We start from the raw sequence: 16,236 nt of genomic DNA on the forward strand, positions 1-16,236 counted from the left end.
TCCCCGAAATATCCGGCCCCGGAATTTCCGAGGCCAGATCGGCCCTAGACCAGCGCTGCCGCGATTTCGGCGGCGAGCTTGGCGTTGTTCTTCACCAGCGCGATGTTGGTGACGAGGCTGCGGCCGGCAGTCAGTTCCAGCATGCGGCCGAGCACATAGGGCGTTACATGCTTGGCGCGGATGCCGTCGCGGTCGGCGTCGGCGATTGCCGTGTCGATGTAGCCGCGCATCTCTTCGGCCGGGATCTCGTCGGCAAGCGGCACCGGATTGGCGACCAGCATGCCGCCCTCGAGGCCCATCTCGGCGCGCTTGGCGATGAAGGCGGCGATGTCGCGCGCCGCGTCCAGGCGCAACGGCGTCGGCAGGCCGCTCTGGCGCGACCAGAAGGCCGGCAGTTCATCCTGGCCATAGGTGACGACCGGAACGCCCAGCGTCTCCAGCACTTCCAGCGTCTTCGGGATGTCGAGCAACGCCTTGGCGCCGGCGCAGACAACCGTCACCGGCGTCTTGGGGAACTCGTAGAGATCGGCGGAAACGTCATAGGTCGTCTCGGCGCCGCGATGCACGCCGCCAATGCCGCCGGTTGCGAAGACGCTGACGCCGGCAAGATGCGCGGCGATCATCGTGGCGGCAACCGTGGTGGCGCCGGGGCGACCGGTCGACAGCGCGAAGGCGAGATCGGCGCGCGAAACCTTCATCACGTCCTTGAGGCCGGCGAGGCGTTCCAGCTCGTCCGCCGTCAGGCCGACGCGAATCTTGCCGTACATGATGGCAATGGTGGCCGGCACGGCGCCATTGGCCCGCACGATGTCCTCGACGGCGCGCGCCGTCGCGATGTTCTCGGGGTAGGGCATGCCGTGGGTGACGATCGTCGTTTCCAGCGCCACGAGGGGCTTGCCGTCAGCCTTGGCGGCCGCGACTTCTTCGGAAAAGAGGATGAGATCGTTGTCGGACATCAGGTTGTGTCACCGTTCTGAGGGGGCGGGCCGTCGCCTGTGATGGCGAAGCATATCCGCGAAAAGGCGGACCATGGCCGATCGCCCCCGCTTTCGGCAAGCCCTCGATGGCGGGCGGGTGACATGCCTCGTCCACATGACAGTATGACGTTCGCGTATTCGCGTCCGTTTCAGCACATCATTGCCTTTTCTTCCGCCGCCGGAGCGGTTCATATCGATCTGCGAAAGTTCCAGCCGATGCGGCATCGCCGTCTCGGAGCAGCAAGAGGCATGAAGCATGACGAAGACCGTTCTCATCACGGCCGCCAGCAAAGGCATTGGCGCGGGAATCGCCCGCCGCCTTGCCGCCGATGGCTATCGCGTCGGCCTGCTCGGTCGCTCTGAGGGCGTCGAGGCGCTGGCTGCGGAACTGGGCGGTTTTGCCGTTCGCGGCGATGTGACCCAGGCGGATGATCTTCAGGCGCTGGTCGAGCGTGCACGGTCGGAGACGGGCCGTATCGACGCCATCGTCGCCAATAGCGGCCATTCCGCGAAGAAGAAGCTGCTTGATCTCGACGATGAAGACTGGCGCGCGGCGCAGGACATGTTCCTGATGCCGACGGTTCGCCTGCTGCGGGCGGCGCGCGCCGATCTCGAAGCATCGAAGGGCTCGTTTGTTGCCATGTCGAGCTTTGCCGCCACCCGCGCCGATGGCGATTTTGCTTCGTCCTCCGTATTGCGGGCAGGTCTTTCCGCCTATGTCGCCGTCGCGGCGCGGACCTTGGCCAAGGACGGCGTCACCATCAACGCGGTCGCGCCCGGCTTCATCGATTCGCTGCCGAGCACGCCCGAGCGCATCGCCCGCATCCCGGCCGGCCGTTACGGCGAAGTGGCGGAACTCGCCAGCGCCGTCGCCTATCTGGTGTCGCCGCTGGCCCGCTATGTCACCGGCCAGACGATCACCGTCGATGGCGGCCTGACGTCCTAGGTCATTTCCCCATCAGGTATTTCGCCACGGCCTCGTAGGCGGGCAGGCTCGTCGGGTCGTTGGCGGAATTGCTGGCGACGGGATTGGACGCGAAGCGGGCGATCACCATCTGCGCGGCCGGGTCGACATAGATCGCCTGGCCGTGCACACCGCGCGCCATGAAGGCGCCATTGGCGTTGTGCGAGATCCACCACATGCCGGTATAGCTCCAGCCCGGCAGCAGCGTGTAGCCGGCCTTGGCGAAGGCCTGCTTGTCGCCGCCGGCGCGGATATGCGCGATCGCAGCTTCCGGCACCAGGCGTTCGCCGTTCAGCGTGCCGCCATTGAGCATCAGCTGGCCGATTCGTGCCAGGTCGCGAAGGCCGGCGTTAAATCCGCCGCCGGCAAACGGCGTGCCGATCGAATCAACCGAGTAATAGGCGTCCATCTCGGCGCCCATCCGGGCCCAGATCCGCTCCGACAGCAGCTTTGCCACGGACTTGCCGGTGACGCGGGCGATGATCCAGCCGAGCGCGTCGGAGTTGATCGTCTTGTAGCCGAAGGCGGCGCCATGCTCGCCTTCCTTCTTCACGGTCTTCAGATAGTCGAAATAGCTGCGGGGACCCTTGTAGTCGGCATGCTTCGGCAGCGGGCTGCCGGCAGCCGAATAGATCCAGACATCGGCGTTCGGGTCCGCATAGTCCTCGCTGTAGTGAAGGCCGGTCGTCATATCGAGCACCTGGCGCACCGTTGCATCGCCAAAGGCGCTGTCAGCCAGTTCCGGCACCAGCGTCGCAACCTTGGCCTTGTCGTCGAGCGTTCCCTCGGCGACCAGCATTTCGCCGAGCAGGCCCGTCAGCGATTTGGTCACTGACATGGCCGCATGGTGGCCGGTATCGTTCAGGCAGCCGGCATAGCGCTCATAGACCAGCACGCCCTTGTGCAGGACGACGATGCCGTCGGTGTAGTTGGCATCGAACGCCTCGGCGAAGCTCATTGTTTTGTCGCTGCCGAGCGGCGTGAAGGTCACGGCGTCGATGCCGCTATCGATCCCCTTGTCGAAGAAACGGAGCGGGCCAAGACCGCGGCCGACGCCGACAGTCGGCATCAGCTCGCGCATATGGCAGACCGTCCAGCGAAGCTTCGGGAAGGTGAAATAGTCCCCGTTTTCCTCGAAGCGGATGATCTTGTCGGCCGGTGGCGGCGCGCCGACCATCCAGCCCAGAGTGACCGGATCGGATTCGGCGGCGTTCATCGGCTTGGAATCGGCGCGGGCGGGCGTGCCGCTTCCAAAAAGGGGGGCGACGAGAGCAAGGGCGAAGGCCAGCGCCGGGAGGACGGTTGCGCCAGCCCTCTTTGAAAAACACCACGACATCGCCATTCCTCCGGTTCGCATTCATCACGTCCGGACGCCGTGCCGTCGCGCCGGCCGCTTTCATGCTACAGGGCTTTCGCGGATCCGCCCAACGGCGTTTGCGCCTCTCGAACCAGCTCTCTTGAATCCCACTTGAAGACGAGAACAAAACGTGTACATTGTCCGTGTTTGCTCACGTTCGAGCGGTGTGGAATAAGGAGCGCCGGAATGTCTCAATCTTCTCTCCGTCTCGTCGAAGGGGCCACAATGGACAAGTCGAAGGCGCTGGATGCAGCGCTCTCCCAGATCGAACGGGCCTTTGGCAAGGGCTCGATCATGCGCCTCGGTCAGAACAAGGCCGTCGAGATCGGTACCGTTTCCACCGGGTCGATCGGGCTCGATATCGCGCTTGGAATCGGCGGTCTGCCGCGTGGCCGCATCGTCGAGGTCTATGGTCCCGAATCGTCGGGAAAGACGACTTTGGCGCTGCAGACCATCGCCGAGGCCCAGAGGAATGGCGGCATCTGCGCCTTCGTCGACGCCGAGCATGCGCTTGACCCGGTCTATGCCCGCAAGCTGGGCGTCAATCTCGATGATCTGCTGATCTCGCAGCCCGACACGGGCGAGCAGGCGCTCGAGATCACCGACACGCTGGTGCGCTCCGGCGCGGTCGACGTGCTTGTCATCGATTCGGTAGCCGCTCTGACGCCGCGCGCTGAAATCGAAGGCGAGATGGGCGACAGCCTGCCGGGCCTGCAGGCCCGTCTGATGAGCCAGGCATTGCGCAAGCTCACCGCTTCGATTTCCAAGTCGAACACCATGGTGATCTTCATCAACCAGATCCGCATGAAGATCGGCGTCATGTTCGGCAATCCCGAGACGACGACGGGCGGCAATGCGCTGAAGTTCTACGCCTCGGTGCGTCTCGATATTCGCCGCATCGGCGCGATCAAGGAGCGCGACGACGTCGTCGGCAACCAGACCCGCGTCAAGGTCGTCAAGAACAAGCTGGCGCCGCCCTTCAAGCAGGTCGAATTCGACATCATGTATGGCGAAGGCATCTCGAAGATGGGCGAACTCGTCGATCTCGGCGTCAAGGCCGGCATCGTTGAGAAGTCCGGCGCCTGGTTCTCCTATGACAGCCAGCGCCTCGGCCAGGGCCGCGAGAACGCCAAGGCCTTCTTGCGCGACAATCCCAAGGCGGCCGCGGCGATCGAACTGGCTATCCGTCAGAATGCCGGGTTGATTGCCGAGCAGCTCACCAAGGGCGAGCCGGAAAGTGATGACGGCGACGACGCCCTCGAGGCATAGGATCGAGGGCGGGAGGGACGGATTCCGTCCTTCCGCCTTCTCTGGGGTGACGGCAATCCGGCCGTTGCTCAACCGGTTTCTCTCAGCGGTTGGGTGTTGAGATGTCCGATTCGGAAGCCGTCGCATCGGAAACCGGTCGCAGCGAGACCCAGTCCGGCGGCTGTCATTGCGGGCGTGTGCGCTTTTCAGCGCGGGGCGACTTCAGCGCCGCGATGGCCTGCAATTGCTCCATCTGCCAGAAGCGCGGTCACTGGCTCGCTTTTGTACCCGCGACGGATTTCGAGCTCCAGTCGGGTGGCGAGACCCTCGTCGACTACCAGTTCAACACCATGAAGATCCACCATCTCTTCTGTCCGACCTGCGGCGTCGGCGCCTTCGGGCAGGCAATCGGACCGGACGGGTCCGCGATGGTGGCGGTCAATCTACGCTGCATCGACGACATTGATCTGACCGGCGTTCACGTCACGCATTTCGACGGTCGCAGCCGCTGACAGGCGACCGATCCGCGCGGCGTTAAGCACCACTTACGCGTTTTCTGGACAGTCCCGCGACCGGTCGCTACAAACGCCCGCACAATTCCTTCGGCTGGGTACGCTCTTGCGCGCCCCCACTGTAGCAGGCGGGTCAGTTCATGAGCAGCGTCAACGACATTCGGTCGGCGTATCTCGGCTTCTATCAGAAGAACGGTCACGAGATCGTCGCGTCGAGCCCGCTCGTGCCGCGCAACGATCCGACGCTGATGTTCACCAATGCCGGCATGGTCCAGTTCAAGGACTATTTCACCGGCCGTTCGGCGGCTCCCTATCCGCGCGCCACGACGTCGCAGAAATGCGTCCGCGCCGGCGGCAAGCACAATGATCTCGACAATGTCGGCTACACCGCCCGGCATCACACCTTCTTCGAGATGCTTGGCAACTTCTCCTTCGGCGACTATTTCAAGGAACGCGCGATCGAGCTCGCCTGGACGCTCGTGACCAAGGAGTTCGGGCTCGCCAAGGACAAGCTCTGCGTCACCGTCTATCACGATGACGAAGAGGCTTTCGGCCTCTGGAAGAAGATCGCCGGCCTTTCCGAAGACAAGATCATTCGCATCGCGACATCGGACAATTTCTGGCAGATGGGCGACACCGGCCCTTGCGGTCCGTGCTCGGAGATCTTCTTCGACCATGGCGATCACATCCCCGGTGGACCTCCGGGCAGCCCGAACGAGGATGGCGACCGCTTCATCGAGATCTGGAATCTCGTCTTCATGCAGTTCGAGCAGATCGCGCCGGGCAACCGCGTGCCGCTGCCGCGACCGTCGATCGATACCGGCATGGGCCTTGAGCGCGTCGCCGCTGTCATGCAGGGCGTGCACGATAATTACGACATCGACCTGTTCAAGGCGCTGATCCGCGCCTCGGTCGAGGCGACCGGTGTGCCGGCGGAAGGCGCCAATCGCGCCAGTCATCGCATCATCGCCGACCATCTGCGCGCCACCTCCTTCCTGATTGCCGATGGCGTGCTGCCGTCGAACGAAGGCCGTGGCTACGTGCTCCGCCGCATCATGCGCCGCGCGATGCGTCACGCCCATTTGCTCGGCGCTGCCGATCCGTTGATGTGGCGTCTGGTTCCGGCGCTGATCCGCGAGATGGGCCAGGCCTATCCGGAACTCCTTCGCGCCGAGGCGCTGATCACCGAGACGCTGCGTCTGGAGGAAATCCGTTTCCGCCGCACGCTGGCGCGCGGCCTGACGCTGCTGGACGACGCGACGGGCTCGCTGACCAGCGGCGCGACGCTCGACGGCGAGACCGCGTTCAAGCTCTATGACACCTATGGCTTCCCGCTCGATCTGACGCAGGACGCGCTGCGCGCCCGCGGCATCGCAGTCGATACCGACGCCTTCCAGACGGCGATGCAGCGGCAGAAGGCCGAGGCTCGCGCCAATTGGTCGGGGTCAGGCGATACGGCGACCGAAACGGTCTGGTTCTCGCTGCGCGACAAGCTAGGCGCGACCGAGTTCCTCGGCTATTCGGCCGAAGCCGCCGAAGGCCAGGTGCTGGCGCTGGTGCGCGACGGCGCCGAGATCGCCGAGGCGCAGGCAGGCGAGCCGGTTTCGATCGTCGTCAACCAGACGCCGTTCTATGCCGAATCGGGCGGTCAGGTCGGTGATGCCGGCCGGATCGAGACCGAGGGCGGCGCCGTGATCCGGGTCGAGGATACGCAGAAGCGCGCCGATGGACTGTTTGTCCATGTCGGCACGGTTGAAAGCGGCGCGATCCGGACCGGCGATGCCGTGCGCCTGATTGTCGATCATGACCGTCGCGGTACCATTCGTTCGAACCACTCGGCGACCCATCTCCTGCACGCCGCCTTGCGCCGCGTACTTGGCGATCACGTCGCCCAGAAGGGCTCGCTGGTCGCGCCGGAGCGCCTGCGCTTCGACTTCAGCCATCCGAAGCCGATCGACGAGGCCGAGTTGGCTGCCGTCGAGGAGATCGCCAATGCGATCGTGCTGCAGGATGCGCCGGTCGTGACGCGGTTGATGGATCGCGACGAAGCGATGCATTCGGGCGCGATGGCGCTGTTCGGCGAAAAGTATGGCGATGAAGTTCGCGTCGTCACGATGGGCGAAGAGAACGGCAAGTCCTATTCGGTCGAGCTCTGCGGCGGCACCCATGTCGGCCGCACCGGCGAAATCGGCCTGGTGACCTTCGTCGGCGAAAGCGCGGTCGCGGCCGGCGTGCGTCGTGTGGAAGCGCTGACCGGCAAGGCGGCGCGCGAGCATCTCGAGCTGCAGGACAAGCGCCTGAAGGCGGTCGCGGCTGCTCTCAAGGTTCGCCCGGACGAAGCGGCGGACCGCGTCCAGTCGCTGGTCGAGGACAAGCGTCGTCTCGAACGCGAGCTGGCCGAAGCCAAGAAGAAGCTGGCTCTCGGTGGTGGCGGCGGACAGGCGGCTGGCGACGGCGTGCGCGAAATCGGTTCCGTGCGCTATCTCGGTCGCGTCGTGTCGGGTATTTCGCCGAAGGACCTGAAAGGCCTCGTCGACGACGCCAAGAAGGCGGTAGGCTCGGGTATCGTCGCGATCGTCGGCGTTTCGGATGACGGCAAGGCTGGCCTCGTCGTTGGTGTCAGCGACGATCTCGTCGGCCAGTACAGCGCCATCGATCTGGTTCGCGCCGGGTCGGATGCGCTGGGCGGCAAGGGCGGCGGCGGTCGTCCGGACATGGCGCAGGCCGGTGGTCCGGATGGCGGCAAGGCCGATGATGCCCTCGCGGCGATTGAAGCCGTACTGGCGAGCTAAGCACTCGGGGAGTCCCCCAAGAAGAGGACGGCATCGTGGAAGAGGCGGCGGGCAGGGAACTTCTGATCTTCCTGATCGCCGCCGGCATTGTCGTCCCGCTGTTCCAGTTCATGCGGCTCGGCGTCGTGCTGGGCTTCCTGATCGCCGGTATCGCGGTCGGGCCCGGCGGCTTCGGCCATCTGGCACAGACCTGGCCGATCTTCGGCTATGCGGCGATCACCGACGTGACGCGCCTGCAGACGCTGGGCGATCTCGGCGTCCTGTTCCTGCTCTTCACCATCGGGCTCGAGCTGTCGCTCGGCCGGCTCGCGGCCATCGGCAAGATGATGGTGCAGGTCGGCGGCCTGCAGGTGATCCTCGCCACCGCCATGATCTATGGCCTGTCGGCATGGGCCGGCTTCCAGTTCGATGATTCGCTGGTTCTGGGCATGGCACTCGCCCTGTCGTCGACCGCCATCGTCACCCAGTCGCTGATCGAGCGGAAGCGCCTCGTCGCTCCGGCTGGCCGCACCACGCTCGGCGTGCTGATCCTCCAGGACCTGACGGTCGTGCCGATCGTCATCGTGGTCGGCATATTGGGCACGGCCGGCGCGACGGAAGGCGCCGGCGTCGGCCTGGCGCTCGTCCAGGGTATCGGCATCGCCGTCGCGGTCGTCGTCGCCGTGCTGGCGCTCGGCCGGTTCCTGATCAAGCCGCTGATGCAACTTGCCGGGGCGACCGGCAATCGCACGCTGCTGATCGCGATCACGCTGCTGATCATCATCGGCTCCGGCGCGCTGACCTCGGCGGCGGGCCTGTCCTCGGCGCTTGGCGCGTTCCTCGCCGGTCTGCTGCTCAGCGAGAGCGAGTATCGTCACCAGCTCGATGTCGATGTCGAGCCGTTCAAGGATCTGCTGCTCGGCCTGTTCTTCATGACGGTCGGCATGACGATCGATCTCGATATCGTCTTCCAGCAATGGACCATGGTGCTGCTGGCGCTCGTGCTGCTGCTCATCGTCAAGCTGGTGACGGCCTATGTCGCCGCGCGCCTGGCGCGAGTGAAGCGTTCCGTCGCGATCGAGATGGCGTTCCTGCTTGCCGGCGCCGGCGAGTTCGCCTTCGTGATGTTCGCGCTCGCCTTCCGCGAAAACGTCATCAGCGCCGATGTCGCCCATTTCGCGACCACGGTGGCGGCGCTTTCGATGCTGTTCACGCCGGCGATGGGCATTATTGGCGGGCGAATCGCGCGCCGGCTGGAAAGCCGGAGCGATACGGCGACGCACGGTGTGCATGCCGACGAGTTGATGTCCGATCATGTCATCATCGGCGGCTATGGCCGTGTCGGCGGCATGGTCGGCGGCCTGCTGAAGGCCGAGGGTATCCCCTTCGTGGCGCTCGATCTCGACATCGTGCATGTCGAGCGCGCCAAGAAGGACGGCCTGCCGGTGTTCTATGGCGATGCGACGCGTGCCGAGATCCTGACGCGACTGGGCGCGGAGAATGCGCTGGCCTTCGTGGTGACGGCGGATGGCGGCGACATGGCGAAGCGCATGGTCGAGGCGATCCGGGCGCGCTGGCCGGGCGCGACGATCCACGCCCGCGCCCGCAGCGTCGCGCATGCACGAGAATTGCTGGATCTGGGCGCGACCCACGTCGTGCCGGAAGCCTTCGAGGGCAGCCTGCAATTGAGCGGCGAATTGCTGGCGACGATCGGACTCCCCTCGGAAGCCATCGAAAGCCGTCTCGCGGTCGTGCGCGCGCTCGTCGAGGCGCGGCTGAGCGAAGAGGGGCCTTATCCCGCCGAGGCCAAGGCGCAGGCCGGGTCCCAGACGCAGCTGGGCGACGGCTGACGGGGCAAGAGAGACAGGCCGGCGGCGATCCCGCAGGCTCTGCCTCTCCCGCGAGTACAGTCAGTTGATCAGGAAGCCGCCATCGACCGGCAACGCCACGCCATTGATCATCGAGGCGCGGTCGGACAGCAGATAGGCGATCGTCTCGGCGACTTCGCGCGGCTCGATGAAGCGGCCGAGCGGAATGCGCGCCAGCATCGGGTCGGCCTTTTCCGGTGCGCTCCACGCCTTGACCGCCATCGGCGTCAGCGTCACGCACGGGTTGACGGCATTCACGCGGATGCCCTTGCGGCCGAGTTCGTTGGCCATCACCGTGGTCAGCCCGTCGAGTCCGCCCTTGGACGCACAATAGGCGGCATGATCCTCGAAGCCGATCCAGGACGACAGCGACGAGACGTTGACGATCGAGCCCTTGACGCCGCGCTCGATCATGTTGCGCGCGCATTCCTGCGCCACGATCGCCGCGGCGATGACGTTGACGTTGTAGAGATGCTGGAAGCTCTCGACCTTGGCTTCCAGGAAGGGCTCCAGCGTTGTCGTGCCGGCGCAATTGACCACGAGGTCGATCGGCTGGGCTGCGCGGGCGGCCTCGCGCGTCGCGATCGGGTCGGCGAGATCGACGGCGTAGGTCTCACAGCCGGTTTCGGCCGCCAGCGTTTCCAGATCCTTCGGATCGCGTGAGAGCGCCACGACAGTCGCGCCATATTCTGCCAGCAGCAGCACGGTGGCGCGGCCGATGCCCTTGCCGGCGCCGGTAACCAGAATGCGCTTGCCCTTGAATTCAGACATTATTTTCCTCCCGAATGTCGTTCGCTGAAACCTAGCGCGAACCCCGGGGCAAATTCCATGGCGTTGATGGGTCAGCATCCCCAGATCGTTAGCGGCCCGGCCGGCTGGAAGCCGAGTTCGAGCGATTGCGCCAGCGCGTCGCCCTGCTCGTAGCCGATGATGGGTCGCTCGCCGGCCAGGTCGAGGGCGAAGCGAAGCGCTGCGGCCCGGCAGGCGGCCGATGATTCGGCGGGGCCGAAGACGTTCGACCAGCCCAGGGCGGCGGTCGAGCGGTTGAGCGCGGCGCCCGCGAACACGGCGTCGCCGCGCCAGCCGCCGATCAGCGTGATGGCGGAATTTTGGAGCAGGCCTGGTGCGAAGGGCGAGGGGGCGGGATCGTCGCCGGACCAGCCGGCACGCCAGGCGTCGAAGGCCTGCGGTGTCGAGACGACCTTCCAGTCGAGACCATCGTCGCCGGTCGGTGCGGGCCGTCCCGGCGGGCGGAAAATCCAGGTGGCGCTGAAGAGCGGCGTCAAGCCAAGCGGCACGAGATCCAGCGCGGCGAAGCTGTCCTTGACCGCGAATCCGGCGTCGAGGGCGGTGGCTAGCATTGCCACCGCCGCGTGCTGCGCCTCGCCATTGTCCGGTGTGAGCGTGACGGCGTTCGGATAGAAGCGCGGCACCGGATGCCGGTTGAGCCAGAGCGACCCGGAAAATTCGCCGGGCCGGCCCCAGGCGCGGCAGACGGCGTCGCACCAATCGGCGTTGTTGCGGGCGGCAAGGCGGACGAGATCGCTCATCCGCCCTGCATCCCTTGGCGGCAAGCCGCCGTCAAGCGTCAGTCCGGCTGGCGGCCGGCGCTCTGGCGTTCGAGCATCCAGCCGGGATATTCGGCCGGCAGCGCGCTGACTTCGTCGAGGCGCTTCAGTTCCTCGGCCGAGAGCTGGACGGTCGTCGCGGCGAGATTGTCGTCCAGTTGCTCAACGCTCTTGGCACCGATGATGACCGAGGTCACGACCGGCTGGTGCAGCAGCCAGGCGAGCGCGATGCGGGCGACCGAGACGCCCTTGGCGTCGCCGATCTCGCGCATCACGTCGATGACGTCATAGGCGCGGTCCTTGTTGATCGGCGGGAAGTCGAAAGTGGCGCGGCGTGCGCCGTCCGGTCCCTTGCCGTCGCGGTCATATTTGCCGGAAAGGAAGCCGCCGGCGAGCGGGCTCCAGACCATCAGGCCGACCTTCTGGTCCCGGAGCATCGGCACGACATCGCGCTCCAGATCGCGGCCGGCGATCGTGTAATAGGCCTGTAGCGAGGCGAAGCGCGCCCAGTCCTTGTGATCGGCGATGCCGAGCGCCTTCATGATCTGCCAGGACGCCCAATTCGAAACGCCGACATAGCGGACATGGCCCTGGCGGACCAGATCATCGAGCGCGCGCACGGTCTCCTCGACCGGGGTCAGCGGGTCGAAGCCGTGGATCTGGTAGAGGTCGATATAGTCCGTGCCGAGCCGCTTCAGGCTCGCCTTGACGGCGTCCATGATGTGGCCGCGCGAAGCGCCGCGGTCGTTCGGGCCGGGGCCGGTCTGGCCGAGCGCCTTGGTAGCGAGCACGACATCGCTGCGTTTGCGGCCGGAATTGACCATGGCGCGGCCGGTGACTTCTTCCGACAGGCCTTCCGAATAAACGTCGGCGGTGTCGATGAAGTTGACCCCGGCATCGAGCGCGCGGGCGACGATATTGTCGGCGACCGACTGGTCGAGTTGGCCGATCGCGGTCCAGAAGCCGCGACCGCCGAAGGTCATGGTGCCGAGGCAGATTTCGGAAACGAGAAGTCCGGTGCCGCCGAGTGTCTTGGTTCGCATGGGAAAATCCGTTCAGGTGAACGACGCCGGAGGGCGTCGATGGGTTTGGAAGAAGGCCGGGTGAGGCAAGCAGCCCCGGAGACGTGGCTAGAAGTGGCCGTCCGTGGTGGGGGAGAGCGGCCGCGTCGCTTCGAGTTCGGATTGCAACCGCTCGATCTTGGCCTGGAAGACGCCGGCGGCATCGGAGCCCGCGGCGTAGCGGAAGAGCAGCTTTTCGCGGGAGGCGAGCTCGACGATCACGCCGGCAAGCTTGGCTGGGTCGCCCGCCTGCTGGTGGTTTCGATCCTTGTAGCCGTTGCGGATCTGCGCCGAGACTTCCGCATAGTCCTCGATCGGCTTGGCGCCGAAGCGCACCGAGGTTTCGTCCAGGAAGTCGGTCCGGAAGAAGCCGGGCTCAACCACCGTCACATGGATGCCGAAGGGCTCGACTTCCTGCGCCAGCGATTCCGAGAAGCCCTCGATGGCGAACTTGCTGGCGCAATAGAGCGAGCCGCCGAGGCCGCCGCGAATGCCGGCAATCGAGGAGATGTTGAAGATGTGGCCAGCGCGCTGCTTGCGCATTACCGGCAGGATGGCGCGGGTGACGTTGAACAGGCCGAACACGTTGGTGGCGAACTGGCGCTCGGCGTCGCCGGCCGCCGATTCCTCGAACAGGCCGAGATGGCCATAGCCTGCATTGTTGACCAGAACATCGATGCGACCGAACTTTTGCACGGCGGCTTCGACGGCGGCGGCGATCTGTGCCGGGTCTGTGACGTCGAGCGCCAGCGCCAGAACGCGGTCGCCATCTGCCGCGAAGGCTTCGCGGATGCCGGCCGGATCGCGGCCGGTTGCGACGACGCTGTCGCCCTTGTGGAGAGCCGCCTTGACGATCTCGGCACCGATGCCGCGCGTCGAACCCGTGACGAACCAGATCTTGCTCATGTCGAACTCCCTTTGGTTGTTGAGGGAAGATGGAGCGCCGGAGGCCGAAGCGTTAGCCGATAGCTGCCAGCTTCTTGCACGATCCTGTCAGAGTGCCGATCTACGCTGCCAGCGCGCTTGCACCTTGCGAGGGCTGGTCGTCTTATCGGAGCCACCATGGAAGACATGAACGAACTCCGCGCCCTGATCGAGCGCCACTGCGCCTCGCCTCGTTTCGAGACGGCAATTCCGCGTGTGACGTTGCTGCGTTCCTGCACGCAGACGGGTCCCGCCCGCGTTCTCTACGAGCCTCTGTTCTGCGCCGTGGCGCAGGGACGCAAGCAGGTGGTGGTTGGCGACAGGCTGCTGATCTATGACACGGCAAAGTATCTCGTCGTTTCGGTCGACCTGCCGGTCAGCGGTGCGATCCTGGATGCCAGTGACACAGAGCCCTTATCTCGCCTTCAGCCTGCGGCTTGACCGCGCCGCGCTGGCTTCGATGCTGCTGGAGCTGGCCGAGATGGACGATGACGGCGCGCCGGCGGCCGGCATGGCTGTCAGCCCGATCGACGCGGAATTGCTCGATCCTGTCGTCCGCATGCTTCGCCTGCTGGATCGCCCGCGCGACCTCGAGATTTTGGCCCCGCTGGCCGAGCGGGAAATTCTCTATCGGCTGCTGACCGGAGCGCAGGGGCGCATGCTGCGCCAGATCGCGCTTTCCGACAGCCGGCTGTCCTGCATCAGCCGCGCCATCGACTGGATCAAGCACAACTATCGCGACACCATGCGGGTCGAGGCGCTGGCCGAAATCGCCGGCATGAGCGGCTCGTCGTTCCATCGTCACTTCAAGGCGGTGACGTCGATGAGCCCGCTGCAGTTCCAGAAGCAGATCCGGTTGCAGGAAGCGCGTCGGCTCCTGCTGATCCAGCGCGCGGACGCCGGCAGCATCGGCTTCGCGGTCGGCTATGAGAGCCAGTCGCAGTTCAGTCGCGAATATAGCCGCCTGTTCGGCGAGCCGCCGGGTCGCGACGCGGCCAGGCTGCGTGAACTCTCGGCGCTGGACCCGCAGCGCCTGGCGCAGCCGGTCTAGGCGGATCAACAACGAAAAACGGCGCGGGAATTCCCGCGCCGTTTCGAGTTTGGCCCAGCGGAAGCTGGCTATTCCTTGACCGCGCCCGTCATCGACGAGACGTAGGAGTCGACGAAGAACGAGTAGAGGATGACGACGGGGAGGGAGCCGAACAGGGCGCCCGCCATCAGCGCTCCCCACTCGAACACGTCGCCGCGCACCAACTCCGTCAATACGCCGACCGGGATCGTCTTGTTCTCGGACGACTGGATGAAGGTCAGCGCATAGATGAATTCGTTCCACGACAGCGTGAAGGCGAAGATGCCGGCCGAGATCAGTCCCGGTACGGCGAGCGGCAGGATGACCTTGATCAGGATCTGCCAGCGTGTCGCGCCATCGACCAGGGCGCTTTCCTCGAGCTCGAAGGGGATCGAGCGGAAATAGCCCATCAGCAGCCAGGTACAGAACGGAATGAGGAAGGTCGGGTAGGTGAAGATCAACGCCAGCTTGGTGTCATAGATTCCGAACTGGAAGACGATGACGGCGAGCGGGATGAACAGGATCGACGGAGGAACCAGATAGGCGAGGAAGATCATCAACCCCGCCGGCCGCGAACCGGTGAACCGAACGCGTTCGATGGCGTAGGCCGCGAAGACGGACGCTGCCAGGGAGAGCACCGTCGAGCCGAAAGCGACCAGCATCGTGTTCCACAGCCAGCCGGGATAGGACGTTTCGAACAGCAGGTATTTGATGTGGTCGAGCGTCGGCTCGACCACCCAGAACGGGCTGTACTGGTCGTAGTTGGTCAGCTGGTGGTTGGGCTTCACCGCCGTGATCGCCATCCAGTAGAACGGGAAGATCAGGACGAAGACGAAGACGGCGAGCGGAAGATAGACCGTCACGAGCCGGCGGGGCAGGCGGTTCAGATAGCTCATGCCCTCCGCGTCGTCATTCAGGGCCGGGTCGTTCTTTGCGGAAATTGCCATGGTTTCTCTCCTAGTCCTGACCGCCCTGCTGCCACTTCCGCCGTTGCAGGCCGAAGAAGCTGAACAGGATCGCTGCGAGCAGGAAGGGGATCATCGCGACGGCAATGGCAGCACCTTCGCCAAGCTGGCCACCGGGGATGCCGCGCTGGAACGACAGCGTCGCCATGAGGTGGGTCGCGTTCACAGGGCCGCCCTTGGTGAGAACATAGATCAGCTGGAAGTCGGTGAAGGTGAACAGAACCGAGAAGGTCATCACCACGGCGATGATCGGGCTCAGCAGCGGCAAGGTCACGAGGCGGAAGCGCTGCCAGCTCGTGGCGCCATCCAGCGAGGCTGCTTCCTGCAGCGACGGCGGGATGGTCTGCAATCCGGCCAGGAGCGAGATGGCGACGAAGGGGATGCCGCGCCAGACATTGGCCGCGATCACCGAAATGCGGGCGTTGGTCGGATCGCCGAGGAAATTGATCGGGCCGTCGATCCAGCCGATCTGCATCAGCGACCAGGAAATGATCGAAAACTGCGCGTCGAAGATCCACCAGAAGGCGAGCGCGGAGAGAACCGTCGGCACGACCCAGGGAAGAAGGACGAGGGCGCGGAAGAATGATTTGAACGGCAGGTTCTCGTTCAGGATCATCGCCAGCCAGAGGCCGAGCACGAATTTCAGGACCGAGGCGACGAAGGTGTAAACGACCGTGTTGAAAACGGAGGTCCAGAAGACGGGGTCATCCCAGAGATAACGGTAGTTCTCCAGGCCGATGAAGACGCCGTCGCGACCGATCTTCGCATCGGTGAAACCAAGCCACACGCCGAGGCCGAGCGGGTAGGTGAGGAAGCAGATCAAAAACACCGCCGCCGGCAGCATGAACATAAGTCCCATAGCATTCTTGCTCTGGAACATGTCCGCCACGCGGGATCGCGGTTTTTGGGAAGTGTAGGAACTCATGGACATCTCCGCGCCCAGGCATGGATC

Annotated in this window: 15 protein-coding genes; 7 read left to right on the forward strand and 8 right to left on the reverse strand. The window is 65.1% G+C overall.

Going from position 1 to position 16,236, the window contains the following annotated elements; all coding sequences use genetic code 11:
* Positions 1 to 44 precede the first annotated feature (44 nt).
* Positions 45 to 956 (reverse strand): pseudouridine-5'-phosphate glycosidase, encoded by a 912-nt coding sequence (locus tag OSH12_RS08585; RefSeq protein ID WP_266343102.1) that lies wholly within the window; start codon positions 954 to 956, stop codon positions 45 to 47.
* A 277-nt stretch (positions 957 to 1,233) separates the two neighbouring features.
* Here OSH12_RS08585 and OSH12_RS08590 point away from each other — a divergent pair, with 277 nt between their 5' ends.
* Entirely contained in the window at positions 1,234 to 1,923 is a 690-nt protein-coding gene (locus OSH12_RS08590; RefSeq protein ID WP_266343103.1) for an SDR family oxidoreductase, read from the forward strand.
* 1 nt (position 1,924) lies between these two features.
* Here OSH12_RS08590 and OSH12_RS08595 read toward each other — a convergent pair whose 3' ends face one another.
* The gene (locus OSH12_RS08595) at positions 1,925 to 3,157 is read right to left on the reverse strand and encodes a serine hydrolase domain-containing protein (protein ID WP_266343104.1); all 1,233 of its coding nucleotides are present in this window, start codon (positions 3,155 to 3,157) and stop codon (positions 1,925 to 1,927) included.
* Between the two features lie 327 nt (positions 3,158 to 3,484).
* Between OSH12_RS08595 and recA the strand changes: the two genes are divergently transcribed.
* The 4 genes from recA (at position 3,485) to OSH12_RS08615 (ending at position 9,679) form a co-directional block, all read left to right on the forward strand.
* Positions 3,485 to 4,567, forward strand: a complete 1,083-nt coding sequence (recA, locus tag OSH12_RS08600; RefSeq protein WP_266343105.1) for a recombinase RecA — start codon at positions 3,485 to 3,487, stop codon at positions 4,565 to 4,567.
* 101 nt (positions 4,568 to 4,668) lie between these two features.
* Positions 4,669 to 5,058 carry a GFA family protein gene (locus OSH12_RS08605; RefSeq protein ID WP_266343106.1) on the forward strand — a complete coding sequence of 130 codons (390 nt, stop codon included), beginning with the start codon at positions 4,669 to 4,671 and terminating at the stop codon, positions 5,056 to 5,058.
* Between the two features lie 140 nt (positions 5,059 to 5,198).
* Positions 5,199 to 7,850 carry an alanine--tRNA ligase gene (gene alaS, locus OSH12_RS08610; RefSeq protein WP_266343107.1) on the forward strand — a complete coding sequence of 884 codons (2,652 nt, stop codon included), beginning with the start codon at positions 5,199 to 5,201 and terminating at the stop codon, positions 7,848 to 7,850.
* Positions 7,851 to 7,885: 35 nt separating this feature from the next.
* On the forward strand, positions 7,886 to 9,679 hold the full coding sequence (locus OSH12_RS08615; RefSeq protein ID WP_266343108.1) for a cation:proton antiporter domain-containing protein: 1,794 nt from the start codon (positions 7,886 to 7,888) through the stop codon (positions 9,677 to 9,679).
* A gap of 60 nt (positions 9,680 to 9,739) precedes the next feature.
* Here OSH12_RS08615 and OSH12_RS08620 read toward each other — a convergent pair whose 3' ends face one another.
* The 4 genes from OSH12_RS08620 to OSH12_RS08635 all read right to left on the reverse strand — a co-directional run bounded on the left by OSH12_RS08620 (position 9,740) and on the right by OSH12_RS08635 (position 13,232).
* A complete protein-coding gene (locus OSH12_RS08620; protein ID WP_266343109.1) occupies positions 9,740 to 10,468 on the reverse strand; it encodes an SDR family oxidoreductase in 729 nt (242 codons plus the stop codon).
* Between the two features lie 71 nt (positions 10,469 to 10,539).
* On the reverse strand, positions 10,540 to 11,247 hold the full coding sequence (locus OSH12_RS08625) for a hypothetical protein (RefSeq protein ID WP_266343110.1): 708 nt from the start codon (positions 11,245 to 11,247) through the stop codon (positions 10,540 to 10,542).
* A 38-nt stretch (positions 11,248 to 11,285) separates the two neighbouring features.
* A complete protein-coding gene (locus tag OSH12_RS08630) occupies positions 11,286 to 12,308 on the reverse strand; it encodes an aldo/keto reductase (protein ID WP_266343111.1) in 1,023 nt (340 codons plus the stop codon).
* Positions 12,309 to 12,395: 87 nt separating this feature from the next.
* Positions 12,396 to 13,232 (reverse strand): SDR family NAD(P)-dependent oxidoreductase, encoded by an 837-nt coding sequence (locus OSH12_RS08635; protein ID WP_266343112.1) that lies wholly within the window; start codon positions 13,230 to 13,232, stop codon positions 12,396 to 12,398.
* A 156-nt stretch (positions 13,233 to 13,388) separates the two neighbouring features.
* Between OSH12_RS08635 and OSH12_RS26215 the strand changes: the two genes are divergently transcribed.
* Together OSH12_RS26215 and OSH12_RS08640 are read left to right on the forward strand one after the other, a co-directional pair.
* Positions 13,389 to 13,691 carry an AraC family transcriptional regulator gene (locus tag OSH12_RS26215; protein ID WP_323180623.1) on the forward strand — a complete coding sequence of 101 codons (303 nt, stop codon included), beginning with the start codon at positions 13,389 to 13,391 and terminating at the stop codon, positions 13,689 to 13,691.
* A complete protein-coding gene (locus OSH12_RS08640; protein WP_323180624.1) occupies positions 13,651 to 14,301 on the forward strand; it encodes an AraC family transcriptional regulator in 651 nt (216 codons plus the stop codon). The genes OSH12_RS26215 and OSH12_RS08640 overlap by 41 nt, the downstream gene beginning before the upstream one ends.
* Before the next feature lie 68 nt (positions 14,302 to 14,369).
* Here the strand turns inward: OSH12_RS08640 and OSH12_RS08645 are convergent, their stop codons facing one another.
* Together OSH12_RS08645 and OSH12_RS08650 are read right to left on the reverse strand one after the other, a co-directional pair.
* Positions 14,370 to 15,266: a carbohydrate ABC transporter permease gene (locus OSH12_RS08645; RefSeq protein WP_266343113.1), complete on the reverse strand. Its 897-nt coding sequence runs from the start codon at positions 15,264 to 15,266 to the stop codon at positions 14,370 to 14,372.
* Positions 15,267 to 15,276: 10 nt separating this feature from the next.
* On the reverse strand, positions 15,277 to 16,164 hold the full coding sequence (locus OSH12_RS08650) for a carbohydrate ABC transporter permease (protein ID WP_380223560.1): 888 nt from the start codon (positions 16,162 to 16,164) through the stop codon (positions 15,277 to 15,279).
* Positions 16,165 to 16,236 lie beyond the last annotated feature (72 nt).

This window comes from Kaistia terrae (assembly GCF_026344005.1).
GTDB classification, from domain to species: Bacteria; Pseudomonadota; Alphaproteobacteria; order Rhizobiales; family Kaistiaceae; genus Kaistia; species Kaistia terrae.